Genomic DNA, 19,662 nt, shown 5'->3' with positions numbered 1-19,662 from the left:
CAGGCTCGTCATGCCGCAATGCGCGACGCCTGCCGCGGATGCTCGCAGGCGATCGTGACGGACCTATTTCTTGTCTGCGGCGGGAGCGGCGGTGCCGGCCTTCGCTTCCTTCATGCAATCGCGGCGAAATTTCTTGCGCTCCTTGCCTTTCAATCCCTTGGCGTCCGCCTGCTTGGAGCATTCGAGCGACTCGGCCGAGCGCTCCTTCGGCGCCTTTTTGTCGGTGGTGGCAGCGGCATCGGTCTTCGTCTCGGTCTTGGCTGCCGGCGCGGCGGTCTGCGCGAAGGCGGTGCCGGTGACGAGCAGGGAGGCGAGGGCGGCGGCGGCGAGGCGGGACGTGAAGGTCATGTGGTGCACTCTGCTTGCGAGAATTGTGAAGGTCTGGGAACGTCGGCCCGCGTTGCTGAACGCGACATGAATGAGTTGAGCGGCCGGATCATTATATTTTGCCGGCGCAACCCGTCGCATCCTTGGTCGCAAGCGGCCGGCACGCTAGGATAGCAATCCTCGTTTCACCCCGTCGGGGAAGATCAAGCAGGAGACCCAGGGATGACCATTCAGACAAAATTGTTGTGTGCGATCGCCGCATCCGGTGTCGCGGCATTGCTGGCGAGCGCGCCGGCGCAGGCACTGACCGCGCAGGAGTGCAGCGCGAAATACCAGGCCGCCAAGAAGGACGGCTCGCTCGGGACCATGAAGTGGAATGACTTCCGCAAGGCGCAGTGCGGTGCCGATGCGACGCCTGCGGCTGCGGCTGCGCCCGCCGCTCCTGCCGAGCCGAAGCAGGCCAAGGAGGCGGCGCCGGCCGCGCCGGCCCTGCCCGCCGGCCCTGCGGTCTATCCGAACGCTGTCGATCCGAAATATGCCAAGGAGACGCCTGGAAAAGCGCGGCTGCACACCTGCGTCGACCAGTACAATGCCAACAAAGCCACCAACGGCAATGGCGGCTTGAAGTGGATCCAGAAGGGCGGCGGCTATTACAGCGAATGCACCAAGAAGCTGAAGGGCGCCGCCTGAGCTTCGAATTGGTTCGATGGCCGGAGCAACGCTCCGGCCATTTCGCCTGGATTCTTTTTCGAGCATGATCTTCCGGAAAACCGCCGCACACTCTTCCGGACCATGCTCAGTCGAGCAGCTTCTCGGCCGATTTCGCCACGAGCTGCGATCGCTTGCGCGGGCCACTCTCGACGAACAACAGGCTCTGGCCGAAGATGAAGCAGTAGAACAGGAAGGCCTGCGCGTCGGCCTCCTCGGCTATAAGGCCGGTCGCGCGATAGAGCTCGCTGACGTGCTTGAGCCGCGCCGCATCGACGCTCGCCACCGCCGCCGCGGCATTCTCGTCCGAGCGCGCCCATTGCCGGATCGCGAGCTCGATCGCCATCCCTTCCGGATTGAGCCGCTCCGAATAGAGCCGGATCACCGCCCTCAGCCGCTCGCGGGGGTCTTGTCCGTCGAGACTTGTCTGCTGCGCGATCGCGGCGATGCGTCCCTCGCGCCAGCCGTTCAGCATGGCATCGAGCAGCGCGGCGCGATCGGCGAAGCGTCGGTAGAAGCCGCCCTTGGTGACGCCGAGGTTCTTGGCGAGCACCTCGACCCGCACGCCCTCCACCCCTGCGCGGGCGAGCTCGCTGAAGCCCGCCTCGACCCAGACATCGCCCTTGCCGTCGCTCATGAAGGAACCTCACCCGATCTTGATACGGTGCCGTATTGCTAACGCGACACGGGTTTGATACGCTACCGTATCAATGCTCAAAGACGAAAATGCGGGAGGAAATGCGATGGAGCAGGAGGCGACCTATCGCGGCACGGTCTATCCGTGGCAATGCGACCATGTCGGCCACATGAACATCATGTGGTATGTCGGCAAGTTCGACGAAGCCAACTGGAATCTGTTCGCCCGCCTCGGCCTGACGCCGAGTTACTTGCGCAGCTCCGGCCGCGGCATGGCCGCCGTGCAGCAGAACATCGCTTACAGGCGCGAGCTGCTGGCCGGCGACATCGTCGAGATCCGCAGCCACCTGCTCGAGATCGGCGACAAGTCGATCCGCTTCCGGCACGACATGACGAACGCCGAGACCGGCGAACTCGCAGCGACGTGCGAGATCACCGGCGTGCACATGGACCGCCAATTGCGCAAGTCCGCACCGTTCGCCGACGCCATCCGCGAAGCTGCCTCGAGGCATCTCGCCGAACCAGCCGAGGCCTGAACCATGGCCGCTTTCGAGCCGAAAAACCCCGGCTATCGCGCGGCTTCTATCGCCATGTTCGACGGCCAGCCGGCTATGCGCACGCTCGGCATCGTCATCGTCCGTCTCGCGCCGGGCGAGGTCGAACTGGCGATGCTGCATGCGCCAGCCCTCACGCAGCAGAACGGTTTCATCCATGCCGGCATCATCACGGCCGGGCTCGACAACGCCTGCGGCGTTGCGGCCTTCAGCTTGATGCCGGCGGAGGCCGATATCCTCACCGTTGAATTCAAGACGACGCTGCTCGCGCCCGCCCGCGGCGAGCGTTTCGTCTTCAAGGCCGAGGTGGTCAAGCCCGGCCGCACACTCACCTTCTGCGAGGCAAAGGCCTACGCCGAGCATGACGGCAAGGTCTCGCTGATCGCCACGATGACCGCGACCTTGATGGCGATGTTGCCTCGCCTTGCGATTGCGCATGAACCGCGGGCATCCCGCGCATAGCGGCGATTGACAATCATGCGCGTGCATCCCTTGATGCGATGGTCATGCTTGCAAGTCTCGGCCTCATCCTGCTCTGCCAACTGATCGGCGAAGCCGTCGTGCGCGGCCTCCGCCTGCCATTGCCGGGACCCGTGCTGGGCCTCCTGCTGCTCCTGGTCCTGCTGATGGGGCGAGACCGCTTTGCGCTGCTCGCGCGCGGGCCGCTGCGCAATGACGATGTCGAGACGGCGAGCAAGGGCCTGCTGGCCCATCTCTCGCTACTATTCGTGCCGGCCGGCGTCGGCGTCGTGCAGAAGCTCGATCTGCTCGCGTCTCACGGCATTGCCATCATCCTGGTGCTCGCGCTGTCCGTGGTCGTCACGCTGCTCGCGACCGTGCTGACCTTTCGCCTCGTCAGCCGCCTGTTGAAGCAACAGGACGCGCGATGAAGGACAATCCATTTTCGCTGTGGGTCTATCTTTCGCAATCGCCGCTGCTGTGGTTGACCGTGACGCTGCTGGTCTATGCGACCACGGACGCGGTCTCGCTGGCGACGCTGCGCCATCCGCTCGCCAACCCCGTGCTGCATGCGATGTGGATCATCGGCGCGTTTCTACTCCTGACCGGCACCTCCTATACGACGTATTTCGCCGGCGCGCAGTTCGTGCACTTCCTGCTGGGGCCCGCCACCGTCGCGCTCGCCGTGCCGCTCTATGAAAATCGCAAGCGCGTGGTCGCCTCGATCGTGCCGATGCTGGTGGCGCTGTGCGCGGGATCGGTTACGGCCGTGGTGTCGGTGGTGTTGCTCGCCGAGCTGGCCGGCCTGCCGCGCGATGTTGTGCTGTCGCTGGCGCCGAAATCCGTCACCGCCGGCGTCGCCATGGGCATCGCCGAGTCCCTGCATGCGGACCCTTCGCTGGCGGCCGTCGCGGTCATCCTCACCGGCATCATGGGCGCCATCATCGTGACGCCGCTGATGAACCGCAGCGGCATCACCGATTACCGGGCCCGGGGCTTTGCCGCCGGCCTTGCCGCGCATGGCATCGGCACCGCCCGCGCGTTCCAGGTTGACGAGATTGCCGGCGTCTTTTCCGGCATCGCCATGAGCCTGAACGCGTTGGTGACCTCGTTCCTGGTCCCTCTGGCAATCACGCTGCTGGTGCGATGACATCGCTGCCGTGACACTCTATATGAGCTGTAACAATGTCTGGTCTCGATCCGTATCGATGGAGATGGGACCGAAACGGGACGAGATATGGCTGGATTTGGGAATAAGGGCCTTGTGCCGACGCGACGCGCGGCGCTGACGCTGATCGGGGCGGGTGCTCTCGCGATGGGTGGGATCGCCTCGGCGCGTGCGGCGATTGGCGATGACGAGGTGCTGACCGAAGCCAAGGTGCTGCGCGATCCCGACACGCCCGTCGCAGGCAATCCCGGCGGCAACATCACCATCGTCGAATGGTCCGACTACAACTGCCCCTATTGCCGCAAGCTCGAGCCCGAGCTGCGCCAGGTCGTCCAGGATGACGGCAAGGTGCGGCTGGTGATGAAAGACTGGCCGATCCTTGGGCCGGTTTCGGTTACGGCGGCGCGGACCGCGCTGGCGGCGAAATTCCAGGACAAGTACCACCAGGCTCATGATGCCATGATGGGCGTCAGCTCGCGCCTGACCGAACCGCGCATCAATGAGCTGCTCGCGGCCGCCGGGGTCGACATGGACCGGTTGAAGCGCGATCTCACGGGTCACGCCAAGGATATCGACGCCATACTCAAGCGCAACAACGAGCAGGCTGAAGCCTTCGGTTTCCGCGGCACGCCATCCTTCATCGTCGGCAAGTACCGCGTGCCCGGCGTGCTCAGCATGACCGAGTTCGAGCAGGTCATCGCCGACGCCCGCAAGGCCAAGATGAACTGACTCGCGTAGCGTTGATCGTGATCAGCACAAAGGCGCCGCCGCGGAGTTCGCGACGGCGCCTCGTTCATGATACGGCGTCGTTACTTCGACGAGATCCGGACCCAGTCCTTGTGCGCGCGATCGCGCAGCGCGTCCCAATCGGCCTTGGCGACGTCCCAGTTCACGATGGTGCGATTAGTGATCGCGACCTCGCCATTTGCGACTGACGACGTCTGCATTGAGTCATAGACATAGACGCCGCCCGCGAGCAGCAGCGCGCCCAGGATCATTCCGAAAAAAGTCTGCATGGCGAACCTCCGGTGACCGGCAACAACGTCGGCCCGGAGTGATGGTTCCGCGGGCATGCGGCGCATCTAAGGAGAGGTTGTTCATTTGCCATTCAGCCATTGCAGCAGCTCCGCGTTGATCTCGCGCGGATAGGTGTGGCTGAGGTCGTCGATTTCGCGATAGGTGACGTCGGCTCCGGCGGCGGAGAGCGACGCCTGCGTTTGCCGCGCGGTCTGCACCGGAAACATCCAGTCGAGTTTGCCGTGAGTAATGAAGACCGGCAGGCCTTGCAGGCGTGCTGCGTCCGCCATTTCCGCCATCAGCGGATGGAAGGTCGCCGCAACAGGCGCGAGGTGCGTGAAGGGTGAAGCGCCGTCGAGACCGGTGACGTAGCAGAAGGTGCCACCGTCGCTCATGCCGGTCAGAAGCATGCGCGAGGCATCGATGCTCCAGCGGCCGCGCACCGTATCGAGGATGCGCGCGAGGTTCGGCGTGTCGGTGTCATCGCCCATCAGCGCCCAGGTCGGGCCAGTCGCGGTCGGCGCCACCAGGATTGCGCCAAGACTGCGCGCATCGCGGAGCCAGCTCCAGAGAAAGCCGCGTCCGTTGCCGCTGCCGCCATGCAATGCCATCACCAGCGGCACGGCACGCTCGGGCATGTAATATTCGGGCACATAGACCGAGAAGCCGCCGCGGCTGCCGGGCTCATTGTGATCATGGAAGATGCCGGTGCGCTCGCTCGCGCCAACATTCAGTCGCGACAGCAGATCCTGGTTCTCGCGATTGGCGAGGTTGAGAAAGAAGCTGCTCACCGGCGGAAACTGCGCCGCCAGTGGATAGAGCGCCTCCTGCGCGCGAGGGACATGGCGCAGGGCCCGGAAGACGGCGACGAGATCGCCATTGTCACACTCGACCTCACGGATGCCGGCAAAGGCGGCAAGCGTCTCGTTGCAGGCGCGATCGAGCCGCTCGCGGAGGCCAGCGAACTGCTCCGGCCACGCTCCGATCGCGGTGTGTGCGGCCTGCAGCGCCTCGTCCGGTGTGCCGATTGCGTTCATCACGGAGGCGAAGGCCGGCGGGTGCAAATGCCGCTGGAAGAAGCCGAGCGCTTCCAGCGCATTGAGCAGCGGCGGCAGCACGGCCACGATGTCGTCCACCACGGCCTCGGTCATCGCCCGCTTCCTCGAGCCTTGGGATCAGTGCAGCTTCGGCGCCTTCAGGAGCTTGAAGCGATCGGTCGAGGTCACTGTGACGTCGAAGGTGACGCCTTCATGGTGCACGGTCAGCGGCACGTCGATGCCGGCGGGGCCGAGCGCCCACATCTTCTTGTAAAAATCGATCTGGCTCGTGACCTTGTCGCCGTCCACGGCGAGGATGACATCGCCGGTCTTGAGCTCGGCGCGGGCGGCCGGGCCGTTGCCGGAGATCCCGATCACCACCACGCGGTTGTCGATCTCGGTCGAGAAGAGCCCGAGCCAGGGCCGCGCCGGCTTGTTGACGCGGCCGAATTTGCGCAAGTCCTCCAGGATCGGCTTCAAGAGGTCGATCGGCACGTTCATATTGACGTGCTCGGCCTTGCCTTCCCGTTCGCGCTCGAGCTGGAGCGAGCCGATGCCGATCAACTCGCCGCGTTCGTTGAGCAGCGCCGTGCCGCCCCAGTTCGGATGTGCGGGACAGGTGAAAATGGCCTCATCCAGCAGATACTCCCAGTAGCCGGCGAATTCCTGCTTGGCCACGATCTGACTCGCGACGGAGCGCGTGCGGCCGCCGGCGCCGCCCACCACGACGCGGTCGCCGATCCGGGTTGCCGCCGACGAGCCCAGCGGCAGCGGCGCGACGTCGAGCCGGCCGAGCGCCTGCACCAGCCCGAACCCGGTCTCGGAATCGAAGCCGAGCGCATGGCCCTCCACCACGCGCCCGTCGGCGCGGTGCAGCCAGAGCGTTTCTGCCTCGGTGATGAGATAGCCTATCGTCAGCACAAGCCCATCGTCGATCACGACGCCGTTGCCGGCCCGTTCGGTGCCCAGCGTCTCGGCGCTGAAGGCATCCGGCGGGATCAGGGCGTGCAGGCCGACGACGGAGCCGAGCGCGCGGTCGAGATCGAAACCGTAGTCGCTCGCCCGCGGCTGGTTCGCCGGCGGCACTCTCCATTCGGTCAGAGTGCTCATGGAGTTCTCCTGGCTGAGAGCGTCACTCCGGCGGGTTAGCGGAACGACGCGCGAAGCACGCGTAATTTAAGCTGGAGCAGGCCGTCTTGAAAGCCTCGTTCCCAATATTCGTGAGAACGCCGGGTGAAATCTTTGAAAGGCACGGAAACACCCCTTTCACTGGGCGCCGTGCGATCCGGCATCGGCCGCATGGCTGCTGTCCGGCGGGATGCTAGGCGCCGCACAGCGAAGCTGCTAACCATTGCCGCTTCGTTTGACCTTGGGATCACGGACGACAACATGGACAACCGCAGCGACATCTGGCGTGGCATCGACACGATCAAGGCACGTTTCATCGACCTCAGCGACAGGGTCTGGGGCATGCCGGAGGTCTGCTACACCGAGTCACGATCGGCCGCCGAGCATCTCGCCGAGCTGCGCCATCAGGGCTTCCGCGTCACCGAGAACGTCGCCGGCATCCCGACCGCGTTGATGGGCGAGTGGGGCGAGGGCGGTCCGGTCATCGCCTTCATGGGTGAGTACGATGCGCTCCCGGGTCTCAGCCAGGAGGCGGGTGTCGCCGAGCATCGCCCGGTCGAGACCGGCGGCCATGGCCATGGCTGCGGTCACAATCTGCTCGGTTCCGCCGCACTGCTCGCCGCGACCGCGGTGAAGGACTGGCTGGCAGAGAACAAGGTGCCCGGCCGCGTGCGCTATTATGGCTGCCCGGCTGAGGAGGGCGGCGCGGCAAAGGCCTTCATGGTGCGCTCCGGCGCGTTCGCGGACGCCGACATCGCCATCACCTGGCATCCGCACAGTTTCTGGGAAGTCGCGGTGACGCCGTCGCTCGCCAACACGCGCGCGGATTTCATCTTCACCGGCCGCACCTCACACGCGGCGGCCTCGCCGCATCTCGGCCGCTCGGCGCTCGACGCGGTGGAGTTGATGAATGTCGGCGTGAACTACATGCGCGAGCACATGCCGAGCGACGCGCGCGTGCACTACGCCTTGCTCGACACCGGCGGCATCGCGCCCAACGTGGTGCAGGCCCATGCGCGGGTGCGCTACTCGATCCGCGCCCGCGATCTTCCCGGCATGAACGAACTGGTCGAGCGCGTCTCCAAGATTGCGCAGGGCGCCGCGTTGATGACCGAGACCAAAGTCGAGATGAAGATCATCTCCGCTGTCTCCAACATCCTGCCGAACGCGCCGCTGGAACAGGCGCTGCACCAAGTGATGGAAGAACTCGGACCGCCGCATTTCGACGATGCGGACAAGAGCTTTGCCAGCCAGATCCGTGCAACCCTGAGCGACAAGGACATCGCGTCGGTCTATTACGCGATCGGCATGGAGCCGACCGATCGGCCGCTGGCCGACTTCCTGGTGCCGCTCGATGCCAAGCGCAACCCGCTCGTAGGTTCGACCGATGTCGGCGACGTGAGCTGGGTGGTGCCGACGGTGCAGGTGCACGCACCCACGGTTGCGATCGGCACGCCCTTCCACACTTGGCAGGTGGTGGCGCAGGGAAAGAGCCCGCATGCCCACAAGGCCATGGTGCAGGCGGCCAAGGCGATGGCCGGCCTCGGCATCAAGGCGTTGACGGAACCGACGCTGATCAAGGCCGCCAAGGCGGACCTTCAGAAGCGGACGGCCAAGACGCCTTACGTCTGTCCGCTGCCGGATCACGTCGCGCCGCCGCTCGACATGTCCGTGGCGTAGAATTCCGCCTCGATACTTCGTCTGATCCGGCGAACAAATTTTCCGCAGTGCAGCGCGCAAATCCAGCAGATTTTCATGCTGGATTGCCGAACGGATGGGCTGCGGAACGCAATTTTGCTCAATGGAAAGCCAGAAGACCGTTTGCATACACACGGTCCCTGTTGACGTGCACCCCATTCGGTGTGCCATCTACCGCCAGCCAAAACCGGCGGTCGCCTCTTGCGGCCGCCTGCATCCATACCGGAACCAGACGGGGGACAACCATGCTGGATAAAGAACTGCGTTCGATGATCGGCCAGGTGAAGGACGGGCGGATGGATCGCCGCGGCTTCATCAAGCACATGGCCGCCGTTGGTCTCACCGCTCCCCTGGCCAACCAGATCCTCGCGCTCGGCGGCGTCGCCATGGCCGAGGGCGCCTCGACGTACAAGCCGACCAAGCGCGGCGGTGGTGGTGCGCTGAAGCTGTTGTGGTGGCAGGGCCCGACCTTGCTCAACCCGCATTTCGCTACCGGCACCAAGGATCAGGACGGCTCGCGCCTGTTCTATGAACCGCTCGCCTGCTGGGATCCGGACGGCAACATGAAGCTGGTGCTGGCGGCGGAGATCCCGTCGATCCAGAACGGCCTGCTCGCAGCTGACGGCAAGTCGGTGACGTGGAAGCTGAAGCCCGGCGTGAAATGGCACGACGGCAAGCCGTTCACCGCCGATGACGTCGTCTTCACCTGGGAATACATCATCGATCCCGCGACCGCCGCCATTACCGTGGCGACCTATCGTGACATCACCGTTGAGAAAGTAGACGACCTGACGGTTCGCATCACTTTCAAGAAGCCGACGCCGTTCTGGGCGGACGCCTTCGTTGGCGCTCCCAACACCATCATCCCCAAGCATCTGTTCGCCGACTACAAGGGATCCAAATCGCGGGAGGCACCGGCCAACCTATCGCCGGTCGGAACCGGCCCCTACAAGTTCGTCGAATTCAAGCCCGGTGATCTCGTCCGTGGCCAGCTCAATCCCGATTACCACATGCCGAACCGGCCCTATTTCGACACGGTCGAGATGAAGGGCGGTGGTGACGCCGTCTCGGCCGCGCGCGCCGTGATCCAGACCGGCGAGTACGATTTCGGCTGGAACATCCAGGTCGAGGACGACGTCCTCCTGCGCCTGGAGAAGGGCGGCAAGGGCAAGACCATCTATGCCGTCGGCGGCGATACCGAGTTCATCGCGCTCAACTTCACCGACCCCAACACCGAGGTCGACGGCGAGAAGTCGTCGATGAAGACCAAGCATCCGCTGTTCTCGGACCCTGCCGTGCGCAAGGCGCTGTCGCTGCTGGTCGATCGCGAGTCGGTGAAGAAGGCGATCTACGGCCGTGCCGGCCGCACCACGGCCAATTTCCTCAACGGCCCGGAAAAGTTCGTCTCCAAGAACACCTCGTGGGAATTCAGCATCGAGAAGGCTTCGAAGATCCTGGACGATGCCGGCTGGAAGCCGGGCGCGGACGGAATTCGCGAGAAGGACGGCAAGAAGCTGAAGCTGCTCTACCAGACCTCGATCAACGGCCCGCGCCAGAAGACGCAGGCGATCGTCAAGCAGGCCTGTCAGAAGGCCGGCATCGACGTCGAATTGAAGTCGGTCGTGGCCTCGGTGTTCTTCTCGTCGGACGTCGCCAATCCCGACACCTACGCGAAATTCTATGCGGACATCGAGATGTTCCAGATCCCGCTGAGCCAACCCGATCCGTCGCAGCACATGCGCCGCTTCCTGTCGACCAACGTCGCCACCAAGGAGAACAAGTGGCAAGGCACGAACTTCCCGCGCTGGGTCAACAAGGACTACGATGCGGCGATCGAAGCCGCTGAAAGCGAGATGGATCCGCTCAAGCGGGCAGCGCACTACATCAAGGCCAACGACCTCATGTATCAGGACACCGTGTTCATCCCGGTGCAGCATCGGCTCAAGGTGGAAGCGGCGGCCAACAATTTGCGCCCCATCATCAGCGGCTGGGCTAACGAAACCGACAATCTGCACGATTGGTACCGCGAGGAATGATCCCCAGCTCTAGACGGGGCCTTCCCTCATGAGTCAATACGTCCTGCGTCGCCTGCTGATTGCGATTCCGAGCCTGCTCGGAATTTCGGTCGTGCTGTTCGTCGTGCTTGCGCTCGCCCCCGGCGATCCGTTCTCCGAACTGGCGACCAATCCGAACGTACCGCCCGAAGTGCAGGCCGCGCTTCGGGCCAAGTTCGGCCTCGACGATCCGATCTACCTTCGTTACCTGCACTGGCTCAACGCCATGCTGCACGGCGACTGGGGTTTCTCCTTCGTCAGCCGGATGGACGTCGACACGCTGATCCTGCAGCGCCTGCCGGCCACGCTCTACGTGATCGGCTCGGCGCAGATCCTGGCGCTCCTGATTGCGATCCCGGTGGGCGTCTATGCTGCGACCAAGCCGTATTCGCTGTTCGACCAGATTGCCAACACGCTCGCCTTCGTCGGTTTTTCGCTGCCGACCTTCTTCACCGGCATCCTGTTCATCCTGATCTTCTCGGTTACGCTGGATTGGCTGCCGTTCGTCTATACCACCGACATCAAGGCGACCGGCATCCGCTGGGTGCTTGAGATGATTCGTCAGGCGATCATGCCGGTGGCGGTGCTCGGCCTGTTCCAGGCGGCGTCGATGACGCGCTTCGTGCGCTCGGCGATGCTCGACGTCATCAGGCTCGACTACGTCACCACAGCCCGGGCCAAGGGCCTCGGCCAGGCCAAGGTCATCGTCAAGCACGTGATGCGCAACGCCATGATCCCGGTCGTGACGCTCATTGCGTTGCAGATGCCCGCGGTGTTCGGCGGCGCCATCGTCACCGAGCAGATCTTCCGCATTCCCGGCATCGGCTCGCTGCTGATCTCCTCCATCCTTTCCAACGACACGCCGGTGGTGATGGCCGTCACCTTCGTCTTCGCGTGCCTCGTGGTGCTGTTCAACCTCATCGCGGACGTCCTTTATGGCTGGCTTGACCCTCGCATCTCCCTCCGCTGAGCGGGGCGTCTACTCGCCCTGGCGCGAGACGTGGCGGCGTTACAGCCGCCACCGGCTCGCCGTGATCAGCGCCTTCCTGCTCCTGATCCTGGTGCTGGCGGTGGTGGTCGGCCCGTTCATCTGGCGCATCAAGATCAACGAGATCGACATCGTCGCCGGCCTGCAGGGGCCATCGCTCGCGCATCCCTTCGGCACCGACGATCTCGGCCAGGACATTCTGGCGCGCATGATCTATGGCGGCCGGATCTCGCTCGCGGTCGGGCTCGCCGCGATGCTGGTCTCGGTTTTCATCGGCACGCTGATCGGCGCGCTTGCCGGCATGTCGCGCGGCGCCCTCGGGCACGGATTGATGTGGCTCACGGACCTGTTCCTCTCGCTGCCGCAGCTGCCGCTGCTCCTGCTGCTGATCTATCTCTTCCGTGACGGGCTGAAGCAGGTGTTCGGCCCGGAGGGCGGCATCTTCATCCTGATCGTGCTCGTGATCGGGGGCCTGCGCTGGATGCCGGTGGCGCGGCTCGTGCGCGCCCAGTTCCTGTCGATCCGCGAGAAGGAGTTCGTCGAGGCGGCCCGCGCGCTCGGCGCCAGTCCGGTGCGGCAGGTGGTGCGGCACATCCTGCCCAATGCGGTCGGCCCCGTGATCATTGCCGGCACCATCGACGTCGCCGCCGCCATCATCGCGGAATCGACGCTGTCCTTCCTCGGCCTCGGCTTCCCGCCGGACACCCCGACCTGGGGACGGCTGCTGTATGACGCCAAGGACTTTCTCGACATTGGCCCGCACTGGGCGCTGTTTCCGGGCGGCGCGATCTTCATTGCGGTGGTCGCCATCAACTTCATCGGCGACGGCCTGCGTGACGCGCTCGATGCGCGACGGGTGATCTGATGGCGCCGCTGCTCGAGATCAAGGGCCTGAAAACCCACTTCTCCACCGACGACGGCATCCTCCAGGCCGTCGACGGCGTCGACATCTCCATCAACAAGGGCGAGACGCTCTGCGTCGTCGGCGAGTCCGGCTGCGGCAAGACCGTCACCGCGATGTCGATCCTGAAGCTGATCGCGATGCCTCCGGGCCGCATCGCGGCCGGCCAGATCATCTTCGAGGGCCGCGATCTCGTGCCGCTGACGAGCAATCAGCTCGACGAGATCAGGGCCAAGGAGATCGGCTTCATCTTCCAGGAGCCGATGACCTCGCTCAATCCGGTGCTCACGATCGGCGAGCAGATCGCCGAGAGCCTGCGCCGGCATGAAGCGGTGACCAAGAAGCAGGCGCTCGAACGCACCATCGAGATGCTGAAGCTGGTGCAGATCCCCAATGCCGAAGGCCGCGTGCACAATTATCCGCACCAGTTCTCCGGCGGCATGCGCCAGCGCGTCATGATCGCTATGGCGCTCGCCTGCAAGCCGAAGCTGATCATCGCCGACGAGCCGACCACCGCGCTCGACGTCACCATCCAGGCGCAGATCCTCGACCTCTTGCAGGACATGAAGGAGCGCTTCGGCATGGCGGTGATGCTGATTACCCATGCCATGGGCGTCGTCGCCGAGACCGCGCAGCGCGTCGTCGTGATGTATGCCGGCAAGGTCGTGGAGGAAGCGCCCGTCGATGATCTCTTCGGCGATCCCCGCCATCCCTATACGCAAGGCCTGATCCGCTCGATCCCGCGCATCGACCTCGACAGCGAACACAAGACGCGGCTGGAGGCGATCGGCGGCTCGGTGCCGATCCTGATCAATCCGCCGGTCGGCTGCCGCTTCGCGCCGCGCTGCAAGTTCGCCATGAACGTCTGCACCGAAAGGGAGCCGCTGCTGCGCGAGGTCTCGCCCGGCCATCGCATGGCCTGCCACTTGGGAGATACAAGCGTGGGAGCCGCGTCATGAGCGAACCGTTGCTCCGCGTCAGCGGCCTGAAGAAACATTTTCCCGTGCTCGGCGGCCTGCTGTCGCGCCAGGTCGGCACGGTCTATGCGGTCGACGGCGTGTCGTTCTCGGTCAACCGCGGCGAGACGCTTGGTCTCGTCGGCGAATCCGGTTGCGGCAAGTCGACAACCGGACGCTGCGTGCTGCGCCTGATCGAGCCGACCGACGGCGAGGTCATCTTCGACGGCCAGAACGTGCGCAAGCTCGGCGGCAACGATCTGCGCGCGATGCGGCGGAACATGCAGCTGGTGTTCCAGGATCCGTTCGCCTCGCTCAATCCGCGCATGACGGTCGGCGCCATCCTCGGCGAGGCCTTCACCATCCATAATCTCGCCGCCTCCCCGAAAGAGCGCGAGGAGCGCGTCGCGGCCCTCCTGGTCAAGGTCGGACTCAAGGCCGAGCACATGCGGCGCTATCCGCACGAGTTCTCTGGTGGCCAGCGCCAGCGCATCGTGATCGCGCGGGCCCTTGCGGTCGAGCCGAAGCTGATCGTCTGCGACGAGCCGGTCTCCGCGCTCGACGTGTCGATCCAGGCGCAGGTGATCAACCTCCTGGAGGATCTCCAGGCCGAGCTGAACCTCACCTATCTCTTCGTCGCGCACGACCTCTCTGTCGTCGAGCACATCTCCGACCGCGTCGCGGTGATGTATCTCGGCCGCATCGTCGAGCTCGCCAAGGCCAGCGATCTCTACCGCAATCCGCAGCATCCCTACACCAGGGCACTGCTGTCGGCGGTGCCGGTGCCCGATCCCAAGCTCAAGCGCGAGCGCATCCGCCTCAAGGGCGACGTGCCGAGCCCGATGAAGCCGCCGTCGGGCTGTCACTTCCACACCCGCTGTCCGATCGCCCAGCCGCGCTGCGCCGAGAGCGCGCCGGCGCTGAAGGAGGGGGCGGGAGGGCACTTCGTGGCGTGCCATCTCGCCTGACGTGTACGAAGCATTCAGCCGTGAGGCAGGCCGCGCTCCGAGAGAGCCAGCCTGAAGGCCTCCAACGACGTGTGGTGATGCGCGAACAGGCCCGCCTCTCGCGCGCCCGCGACGTTGGCCGCGAGATCGTCGACGAACAGGACGGTCTCCGGCCTCACATTGAGCTCCGCCAGGCAGAGGCGATAGCAGCGCGGGTCCGGCTTTGCAGCCTTGAACTGGGCCGAGGTGTAGATTCGGGAGCCGAACAGCGGACGCAAGTCCGGCAGCAGTCTGTCGATGTGGTCCGCGACCAGAGTGGTATTGTTGGTCAGCACGGCAATGTCGACGCTTTTGCGTAAGCTGTCGGCAATCTCCAGCATCGCGGAATTGGGCTGCATGGAACGGCGCCGTGCCTCGACCCAGTCCTCCAGGGATAAGGGGCAGCCGATGCGTTCGCCGAAGCCGCGCAGATAGTCCGCAGCATCGAGAGCGCCGCAATCGCCGAGCGACTCGAACCCGGATTCCCATATCGCCTTGTGGACGAACTCGCTCGTGACCCCTGCGAGCTCCGCGAGATACGCCACTCGCTTGCTCCTATCGTAGCGACAGAGGACGTTATCCATGTCGAACAGGACGAGCTTGACAGCATCAACCACAGCAACACTCTTGGCCCGGCCGGATATGGCCGCTACGAGCATAGACTGGAAGCGTACGATGCTGCCTGACAGCGGGTCAATGGTGGGCTCCGAAGGCGCCGTTCGCGAGGTTTGCGGATGGCGTCCAACGTGGGGCCGCAGTCACTCTTCGAGCGTGAAGCCTACGCGCAGGGTTACTTGATAGTGGCCGACAGTGCCGTTCTCGATGTGGCCACGAGTCTGCACCACCTCGAACCACCTCATCTCGCGAACGGTCTTCGACGCGCGGCTGATGGCGTTCTTGATCGCGTCGTCGATCGAGGTTTCGGACGATCCGACCAGGTCCAGGATCTTGTAGACGTGATCATGCTCGGCTGCGGGCATCATGGCCTCCCTCGGTTGCGCTGCGCCACGCGTCGATGCGTGTGCTCCCATTTGAACGAGCGCGGGGGCGGTCCGGTTCCGTCCTGCGCGATGGCCCGCATGCGCAGCCGAGGTGGAGCGGCCAACGTCGCCGCTGGTGACCTTGTTGCGACTAGGTGAAACTCCGATCGTGAGCAAAGCGCCGGGAGCCCACTCGAACGGGCGGTGAGCGCAGCCACCGTCACACCATCTTTCGAACGCGACCATCGCTATCCCATCGATCTTGCTGCGAGGAAGTACGCCCCTCAGGACCATGACGTCCGTGAATCCAAGACGCTCAATCCCAGAGTTGGGTTCGGAGAGGTGGCGGATGCTGACGAGACGGCCACCGAAGACAATTGGGCTCAGAGTATCGAGACCGACACGCCCCTCGAGATCAGCGGCTCTCTTGATTGGATCGACTTTCGGGTCGATCGCTCGAAAGAAGCGGGGATCGGAAGTCCGCAATCCAGCCCATAGACCGTGGCGGGCCAGCCAATTGAAAGAGCAGCCACGAAGATGGCTGATCGCAAGCCGCGAGGACGACCGAACTGCATCGCCTCCAGCTCGCAACCCTACGGATCCAGCTCCGTATCCCAGTACAGATAGTCCAGCCAGCTGTCGTGCAGATAATTCGGCGGGAAGAGACGGCCGTTGCGATGGAGCTGGTGCACGGTGGGCGCGAACGCGGTCTGGCGCGGAAACATTTTTGCCTGCGCCGGCGTGAGGTTGCCCTTGCGCAAATTACACGGCGAGCACGCCGCGACCACGTTCTCCCAGGTGGTCTGGCCGCCTTTGCTGCGCGGGATGATGTGATCGAAGGTGAGGTCTTCGGGCGAGCCGCAATATTGGCAGGCGAAACGATCGCGCAGGAAGACGTTGAATCGGGTGAAGGCGGGATGGGTGGTCGGCTTGACGAAGGATTTGAGCGAAACCACGCTCGGCAATTGCATTTCTAACGTCGGACTTCGAACCGCCTGATCGTAATGGGCCACGATGTTGACGCGGTCGAGGAACACCGCCTTGATCGCGTCCTGCCACGACCACAACGACAGTGGGTAGTAACTGAGCGGCCGGAAGTCCGCATTCAGCACCAACACCGGCCAACTGCCTTGCGAGACATGTGCGTTCAAGTAACGCTCCCGGCCTCCAATGTACGCTGCGAAGCAGCATGTATTGACATACTACATGCAGCGTGACGGGATTGTGAAGCCCGTTGAGCGACTTATTCAAGCGCAAGCAATGCGGCCGCGGGGTGGCAAAAGTGCTCAAAAAGCCGCGATTCCGGAGGCGTGCGGAACCGCCCGCCCCAGCAGGGGCTCGCCTTGCCGCGGCGGCTACTCCCGTACCCGCTCCAGCTTCTGCAGGCACCGCGTCGTTCGCACCGTGGCCGGCATCTCCTCGTCCGGAAAGCTGGTTTCCCAGTTGGTGACGCCGACCTCGCCGACATAGATGTCGCCCCTCGAGTCCAGTGCGATCCCATGCGGCGCGAGGAACTTGCCGCTGGCAACACCCGGGCCCTCCTCGCCGCCAAGCCGCGCGATGCGATTTCCCTTGGCGTCCACGATCGACAGCCGCGGGCCGAGATTGGGCACATTGCGGTTGATGGCAAGGCCCGGGCCGAGTTCGCCAATCACGAAGGTCGGGCTCTCGGCCCCGCCACAGCAGCACAGCGCGCAGGGGCGATGCAGGTTGTTCCATTGCGTCTCGTATTTGCCCTCGCCATTGAAGACCTGGACGCGGTGGTTCTCGCGATCGGCGACATAGACCCAGCCGTCGGCATCTGTGGCGATATCGTGCACGATGTTGAACTGGCCCGGGTCGGTGCCCGGCTCACCCCAGCTCTTGATCAGCTTGCCGTCGGGCGTGAACTTGTGCACGCGCGCATTGCCATAGCCGTCGGAGACGTAGATCTCGCCCTGCGGCGACAGCGCGGTGTGAGTGCAGCGGTGGAACGGCTCGCCGCTCATGAACGGCGCCGGCTTTGCGGGGATGCCGAGCGTCAGCAGCACCTTGCCGTCGGTGGTGCATTTGCGCACAGTGTGGTCGCCGTCGTCGGTGCAATAGAGGTTGTCATCGGCGTCGATATGCAGCCCGTGCGCGCGGGAGAACAGGCCTTCGCCAAAACTGCGGAGGAAATTGCCCTCGCGGTCCAGCACGACCATCGGATGGGCGCCGCGATTGAAGACGTAGATCTGGTCCTTGCTGTCAACCGCGACCGAGGCGACATCGGTGAGTTGCCAGCCGTCCGGTAGCTTTGCGAAGTTTTCGACGACGCGGTAGCGGTGCTCGCCGCTGCCGAGAATGGCTGGCATGTGTATCTTCCCTCATTCCCTCTCGGGGCTGCGATGCAGTCTCCACGTTGTCATTGCGAGCGCAGCGAAGCAATCCAGAATCCCTCCGCGAAGACAACCTGGATTTGCTTCGCTGCGCTCGCAATGACGATGTTGCTCAAGCTGTGCTCATAGTCACAGCGCCTGGCAACTATGGCCGCCCCGTTTGCAACCTCAACGCTGTTCGTTCGCGTGCCCTCAACTCCGGTTTGCCCAATAAGGATCACGCAGCTTGCGCTTGAAGATCTTTCCGGTCGCCTCACGGGGCAGCGCGTCCAGGAATTGGACCTCCTTCGGCACCTTGAAATTGGCCAATCGCTCGCGCAGAAAAGCCTGCACGCCCGCGGCCGTGAGCTGCGCACCGGGCTCCGGCTCGATGCAGGCGCACAGCCGCTCGCCAAATTCGGCGTCGGGAATGCCGAACACGGCGCAGTCGCGCACCCCTTGCATTGCGATCAGCACGTTCTCGATCTCGGCGGGATAGATGTTGACGCCGCCCGAGATCACCATGTCGCGCTTGCGGTCGCACAGGAACAGATAGCCGTCTTCGTCGAGATAGCCGACGTCGCCGACGCTGACCAGGCCGTCGCGTCCGGCTTCGGCGCGGGCCTGCGCCTTGCCGTGATAGTCGAAGTCCGGCACCGCCGTTTGGCGCATGTAGATCTCGCCGACCTCATTGACGTCGCAAAGGCTGCCGTCATCGCGAAAAATCTTGACGATGCCGCCTTCGATGGCGCGGCCCACCGTGCCGGGCTTCCTCAGCGCCTCCTCGGCCGAGTGCCACACCGGGATGCCGGTCTCGGTCGAGCCGAAATATTCGTTGATGACCGGTCCCCACCAATCGATCATGGCGCGCTTGACCTCGGGCGGGCAGGGCGCGGCGCCATGCACGACGAAGCGCAGCGACGACAGGTCGTAGTGCTGCCTGACGGCCTCGGACAGGCGCAACAGGCGGACGAACATGGTCGGCACCATGTGGATATGCGTCACCCGGTGGCGCTCGATCAGCGCCAGCAACTCCTCGGCGTCGAACCGCGCCTGCAGCACGATGGTGCAGCCGTTGCGGAAGGCCATCATGCCGTAGGAATGCGGCGCGGAGTGATACATTGGCCCGTTGATCAGCACGACCTGGTCCTCGCGCGGCTTGATGCCGTAGGCGATCGCGCCGACGCGCTCGGAGGCGGCCGCCTGTTCCGGCTGCATCGGCATGCGCCGCACGCCCTTCGGCATGCCCGTGGTCCCCGACGTGTAGATCATCGCCGCGGCACGGCGCGGCGGCTCCTGCATTTCCGGATGACTGTTGCGCCAGCGGTCCCAATCGGTCAGTCCGGCCGGGACCTCGGTCAGCTCATGGGGAATGGCGAAGGTCGTCGCCAGCTCGGGCGGCGTCGCGACGACGAGCAGGCGGACATCTTCCGGAATGCCGCCACGAATTTGCGGCAGCAGGTCGGCGTGGCAGACCAGGATCTTCGCAGCGCTATCCGTCAGGATATAGCGGACCTCCCCGGCTTTCAGGTGCCAGTTGATCGGCACCACGGGGCTGCCGAGCGCGGCCGAGGCCGCGACCACCTCGAACAGGGCGAAATCGTTGCGCAGCATCATGGCGACTGGCGCGCCTTCGGCAAGGCCGAGGGTGCGCAGCCCGCTTGCCGCGCGTCTGATGCGCGCCTGGATCTCGTCGTAGCCGATCTGGCGCTCACCGCTGATGATCATT

Annotated in this window: 23 protein-coding genes; 13 read left to right on the top strand and 10 right to left on the bottom strand. The window is 64.5% G+C overall.

Annotation, left to right across the window (positions count from 1 at the left end; translation table 11 throughout):
- Positions 1 to 63: 63 nt before the first annotated feature.
- A complete protein-coding gene (locus P6U28_RS28995) occupies positions 64 to 348 on the bottom strand; it encodes a PsiF family protein (protein ID WP_122400751.1) in 285 nt (94 codons plus the stop codon).
- 201 nt (positions 349 to 549) lie between these two features.
- Here P6U28_RS28995 and P6U28_RS28990 point away from each other — a divergent pair, with 201 nt between their 5' ends.
- Positions 550 to 1,017, top strand: coding sequence for a hypothetical protein (locus P6U28_RS28990; RefSeq protein WP_122400752.1), 468 nt, complete (start codon positions 550 to 552; stop codon positions 1,015 to 1,017).
- A gap of 106 nt (positions 1,018 to 1,123) precedes the next feature.
- On the opposite strand, the gene P6U28_RS28985 is transcribed toward P6U28_RS28990, so the two are convergent.
- Complete coding sequence (locus tag P6U28_RS28985; RefSeq protein WP_122400753.1) at positions 1,124 to 1,672, bottom strand: TetR/AcrR family transcriptional regulator; 549 nt, start codon at positions 1,670 to 1,672, stop codon at positions 1,124 to 1,126.
- Positions 1,673 to 1,778: 106 nt separating this feature from the next.
- Between P6U28_RS28985 and P6U28_RS28980 the strand changes: the two genes are divergently transcribed.
- From P6U28_RS28980 to P6U28_RS28960, 5 genes are all read left to right on the top strand, one after another.
- Positions 1,779 to 2,207 (top strand): thioesterase family protein, encoded by a 429-nt coding sequence (locus P6U28_RS28980; protein WP_122400754.1) that lies wholly within the window; start codon positions 1,779 to 1,781, stop codon positions 2,205 to 2,207.
- Between the two features lie 3 nt (positions 2,208 to 2,210).
- Positions 2,211 to 2,687, top strand: coding sequence for a PaaI family thioesterase (locus tag P6U28_RS28975; RefSeq protein ID WP_122400755.1), 477 nt, complete (start codon positions 2,211 to 2,213; stop codon positions 2,685 to 2,687).
- Between the two features lie 44 nt (positions 2,688 to 2,731).
- Positions 2,732 to 3,115 (top strand): CidA/LrgA family protein, encoded by a 384-nt coding sequence (locus tag P6U28_RS28970; RefSeq protein ID WP_122406359.1) that lies wholly within the window; start codon positions 2,732 to 2,734, stop codon positions 3,113 to 3,115.
- Positions 3,112 to 3,834: an LrgB family protein gene (locus P6U28_RS28965; RefSeq protein ID WP_122400756.1), complete on the top strand. Its 723-nt coding sequence runs from the start codon at positions 3,112 to 3,114 to the stop codon at positions 3,832 to 3,834. Before P6U28_RS28970 ends, P6U28_RS28965 begins: the two co-directional genes overlap by 4 nt.
- 87 nt (positions 3,835 to 3,921) lie before the next feature.
- Positions 3,922 to 4,581, top strand: coding sequence for a DsbA family protein (locus tag P6U28_RS28960; protein ID WP_407120306.1), 660 nt, complete (start codon positions 3,922 to 3,924; stop codon positions 4,579 to 4,581).
- 80 nt (positions 4,582 to 4,661) lie between these two features.
- On the opposite strand, the gene P6U28_RS28955 is transcribed toward P6U28_RS28960, so the two are convergent.
- The 3 genes from P6U28_RS28955 to P6U28_RS28945 all read right to left on the bottom strand — a co-directional run bounded on the left by P6U28_RS28955 (position 4,662) and on the right by P6U28_RS28945 (position 7,016).
- Complete coding sequence (locus P6U28_RS28955; protein ID WP_027573305.1) at positions 4,662 to 4,868, bottom strand: hypothetical protein; 207 nt, start codon at positions 4,866 to 4,868, stop codon at positions 4,662 to 4,664.
- Between the two features lie 81 nt (positions 4,869 to 4,949).
- Entirely contained in the window at positions 4,950 to 6,020 is a 1,071-nt protein-coding gene (locus tag P6U28_RS28950) for a phospholipase (RefSeq protein WP_407120305.1), read from the bottom strand.
- A gap of 24 nt (positions 6,021 to 6,044) precedes the next feature.
- Entirely contained in the window at positions 6,045 to 7,016 is a 972-nt protein-coding gene (locus P6U28_RS28945) for a S1C family serine protease (RefSeq protein WP_122400759.1), read from the bottom strand.
- 279 nt (positions 7,017 to 7,295) lie between these two features.
- On the opposite strand from P6U28_RS28945, the gene P6U28_RS28940 reads away from it, so the two are divergent.
- The 6 genes from P6U28_RS28940 (at position 7,296) to P6U28_RS28915 (ending at position 14,599) form a co-directional block, all read left to right on the top strand.
- A complete protein-coding gene (locus P6U28_RS28940) occupies positions 7,296 to 8,714 on the top strand; it encodes a M20 family metallopeptidase (protein WP_162500098.1) in 1,419 nt (472 codons plus the stop codon).
- Positions 8,715 to 8,977: 263 nt separating this feature from the next.
- Complete coding sequence (locus P6U28_RS28935; protein ID WP_122400761.1) at positions 8,978 to 10,768, top strand: peptide ABC transporter substrate-binding protein; 1,791 nt, start codon at positions 8,978 to 8,980, stop codon at positions 10,766 to 10,768.
- Positions 10,769 to 10,796: 28 nt separating this feature from the next.
- Complete coding sequence (locus tag P6U28_RS28930; protein WP_122400762.1) at positions 10,797 to 11,756, top strand: ABC transporter permease; 960 nt, start codon at positions 10,797 to 10,799, stop codon at positions 11,754 to 11,756.
- Entirely contained in the window at positions 11,722 to 12,639 is a 918-nt protein-coding gene (locus P6U28_RS28925) for an ABC transporter permease (protein WP_122400763.1), read from the top strand. Before P6U28_RS28930 ends, P6U28_RS28925 begins: the two co-directional genes overlap by 35 nt.
- The gene (locus tag P6U28_RS28920; protein WP_122400764.1) at positions 12,639 to 13,634 is read left to right on the top strand and encodes an ABC transporter ATP-binding protein; all 996 of its coding nucleotides are present in this window, start codon (positions 12,639 to 12,641) and stop codon (positions 13,632 to 13,634) included. The genes P6U28_RS28925 and P6U28_RS28920 overlap by 1 nt, the downstream gene beginning before the upstream one ends.
- On the top strand, positions 13,631 to 14,599 hold the full coding sequence (locus P6U28_RS28915) for an ABC transporter ATP-binding protein (protein ID WP_122400765.1): 969 nt from the start codon (positions 13,631 to 13,633) through the stop codon (positions 14,597 to 14,599). The genes P6U28_RS28920 and P6U28_RS28915 overlap by 4 nt, the downstream gene beginning before the upstream one ends.
- A gap of 14 nt (positions 14,600 to 14,613) precedes the next feature.
- Here P6U28_RS28915 and P6U28_RS28910 read toward each other — a convergent pair whose 3' ends face one another.
- Positions 14,614 to 15,261, bottom strand: a complete 648-nt coding sequence (locus tag P6U28_RS28910; RefSeq protein WP_407123122.1) for an HAD family hydrolase — start codon at positions 15,259 to 15,261, stop codon at positions 14,614 to 14,616.
- Between the two features lie 114 nt (positions 15,262 to 15,375).
- Positions 15,376 to 15,597, bottom strand: a complete 222-nt coding sequence (locus P6U28_RS28905) for a dodecin (protein WP_129146234.1) — start codon at positions 15,595 to 15,597, stop codon at positions 15,376 to 15,378.
- A 204-nt stretch (positions 15,598 to 15,801) separates the two neighbouring features.
- Here P6U28_RS28905 and P6U28_RS28900 point away from each other — a divergent pair, with 204 nt between their 5' ends.
- A complete protein-coding gene (locus tag P6U28_RS28900) occupies positions 15,802 to 16,095 on the top strand; it encodes a hypothetical protein (protein ID WP_160118748.1) in 294 nt (97 codons plus the stop codon).
- A 95-nt stretch (positions 16,096 to 16,190) separates the two neighbouring features.
- Here the strand turns inward: P6U28_RS28900 and P6U28_RS28895 are convergent, their stop codons facing one another.
- From P6U28_RS28895 to P6U28_RS28885, 3 genes are all read right to left on the bottom strand, one after another.
- Positions 16,191 to 16,748, bottom strand: coding sequence for an HNH endonuclease (locus P6U28_RS28895; protein WP_025033554.1), 558 nt, complete (start codon positions 16,746 to 16,748; stop codon positions 16,191 to 16,193).
- Positions 16,749 to 16,952: 204 nt separating this feature from the next.
- Positions 16,953 to 17,930, bottom strand: a complete 978-nt coding sequence (locus tag P6U28_RS28890; RefSeq protein ID WP_407120304.1) for a peptidyl-alpha-hydroxyglycine alpha-amidating lyase family protein — start codon at positions 17,928 to 17,930, stop codon at positions 16,953 to 16,955.
- A 216-nt stretch (positions 17,931 to 18,146) separates the two neighbouring features.
- Positions 18,147 to 19,661: an acyl-CoA synthetase gene (locus P6U28_RS28885; RefSeq protein ID WP_122400768.1), complete on the bottom strand. Its 1,515-nt coding sequence runs from the start codon at positions 19,659 to 19,661 to the stop codon at positions 18,147 to 18,149.
- Between the last annotated feature and the right edge of the window lies 1 nt (position 19,662).

The organism is Bradyrhizobium sp. STM 3561 (assembly GCF_045571455.1).
In the GTDB taxonomy this organism is placed as follows: Bacteria; Pseudomonadota; Alphaproteobacteria; order Rhizobiales; family Xanthobacteraceae; genus Bradyrhizobium; species Bradyrhizobium vignae.
The sequence above is the reverse complement of the archived record's forward strand: the minus strand, read 5'-3'. Positions and strand labels throughout refer to the sequence as shown.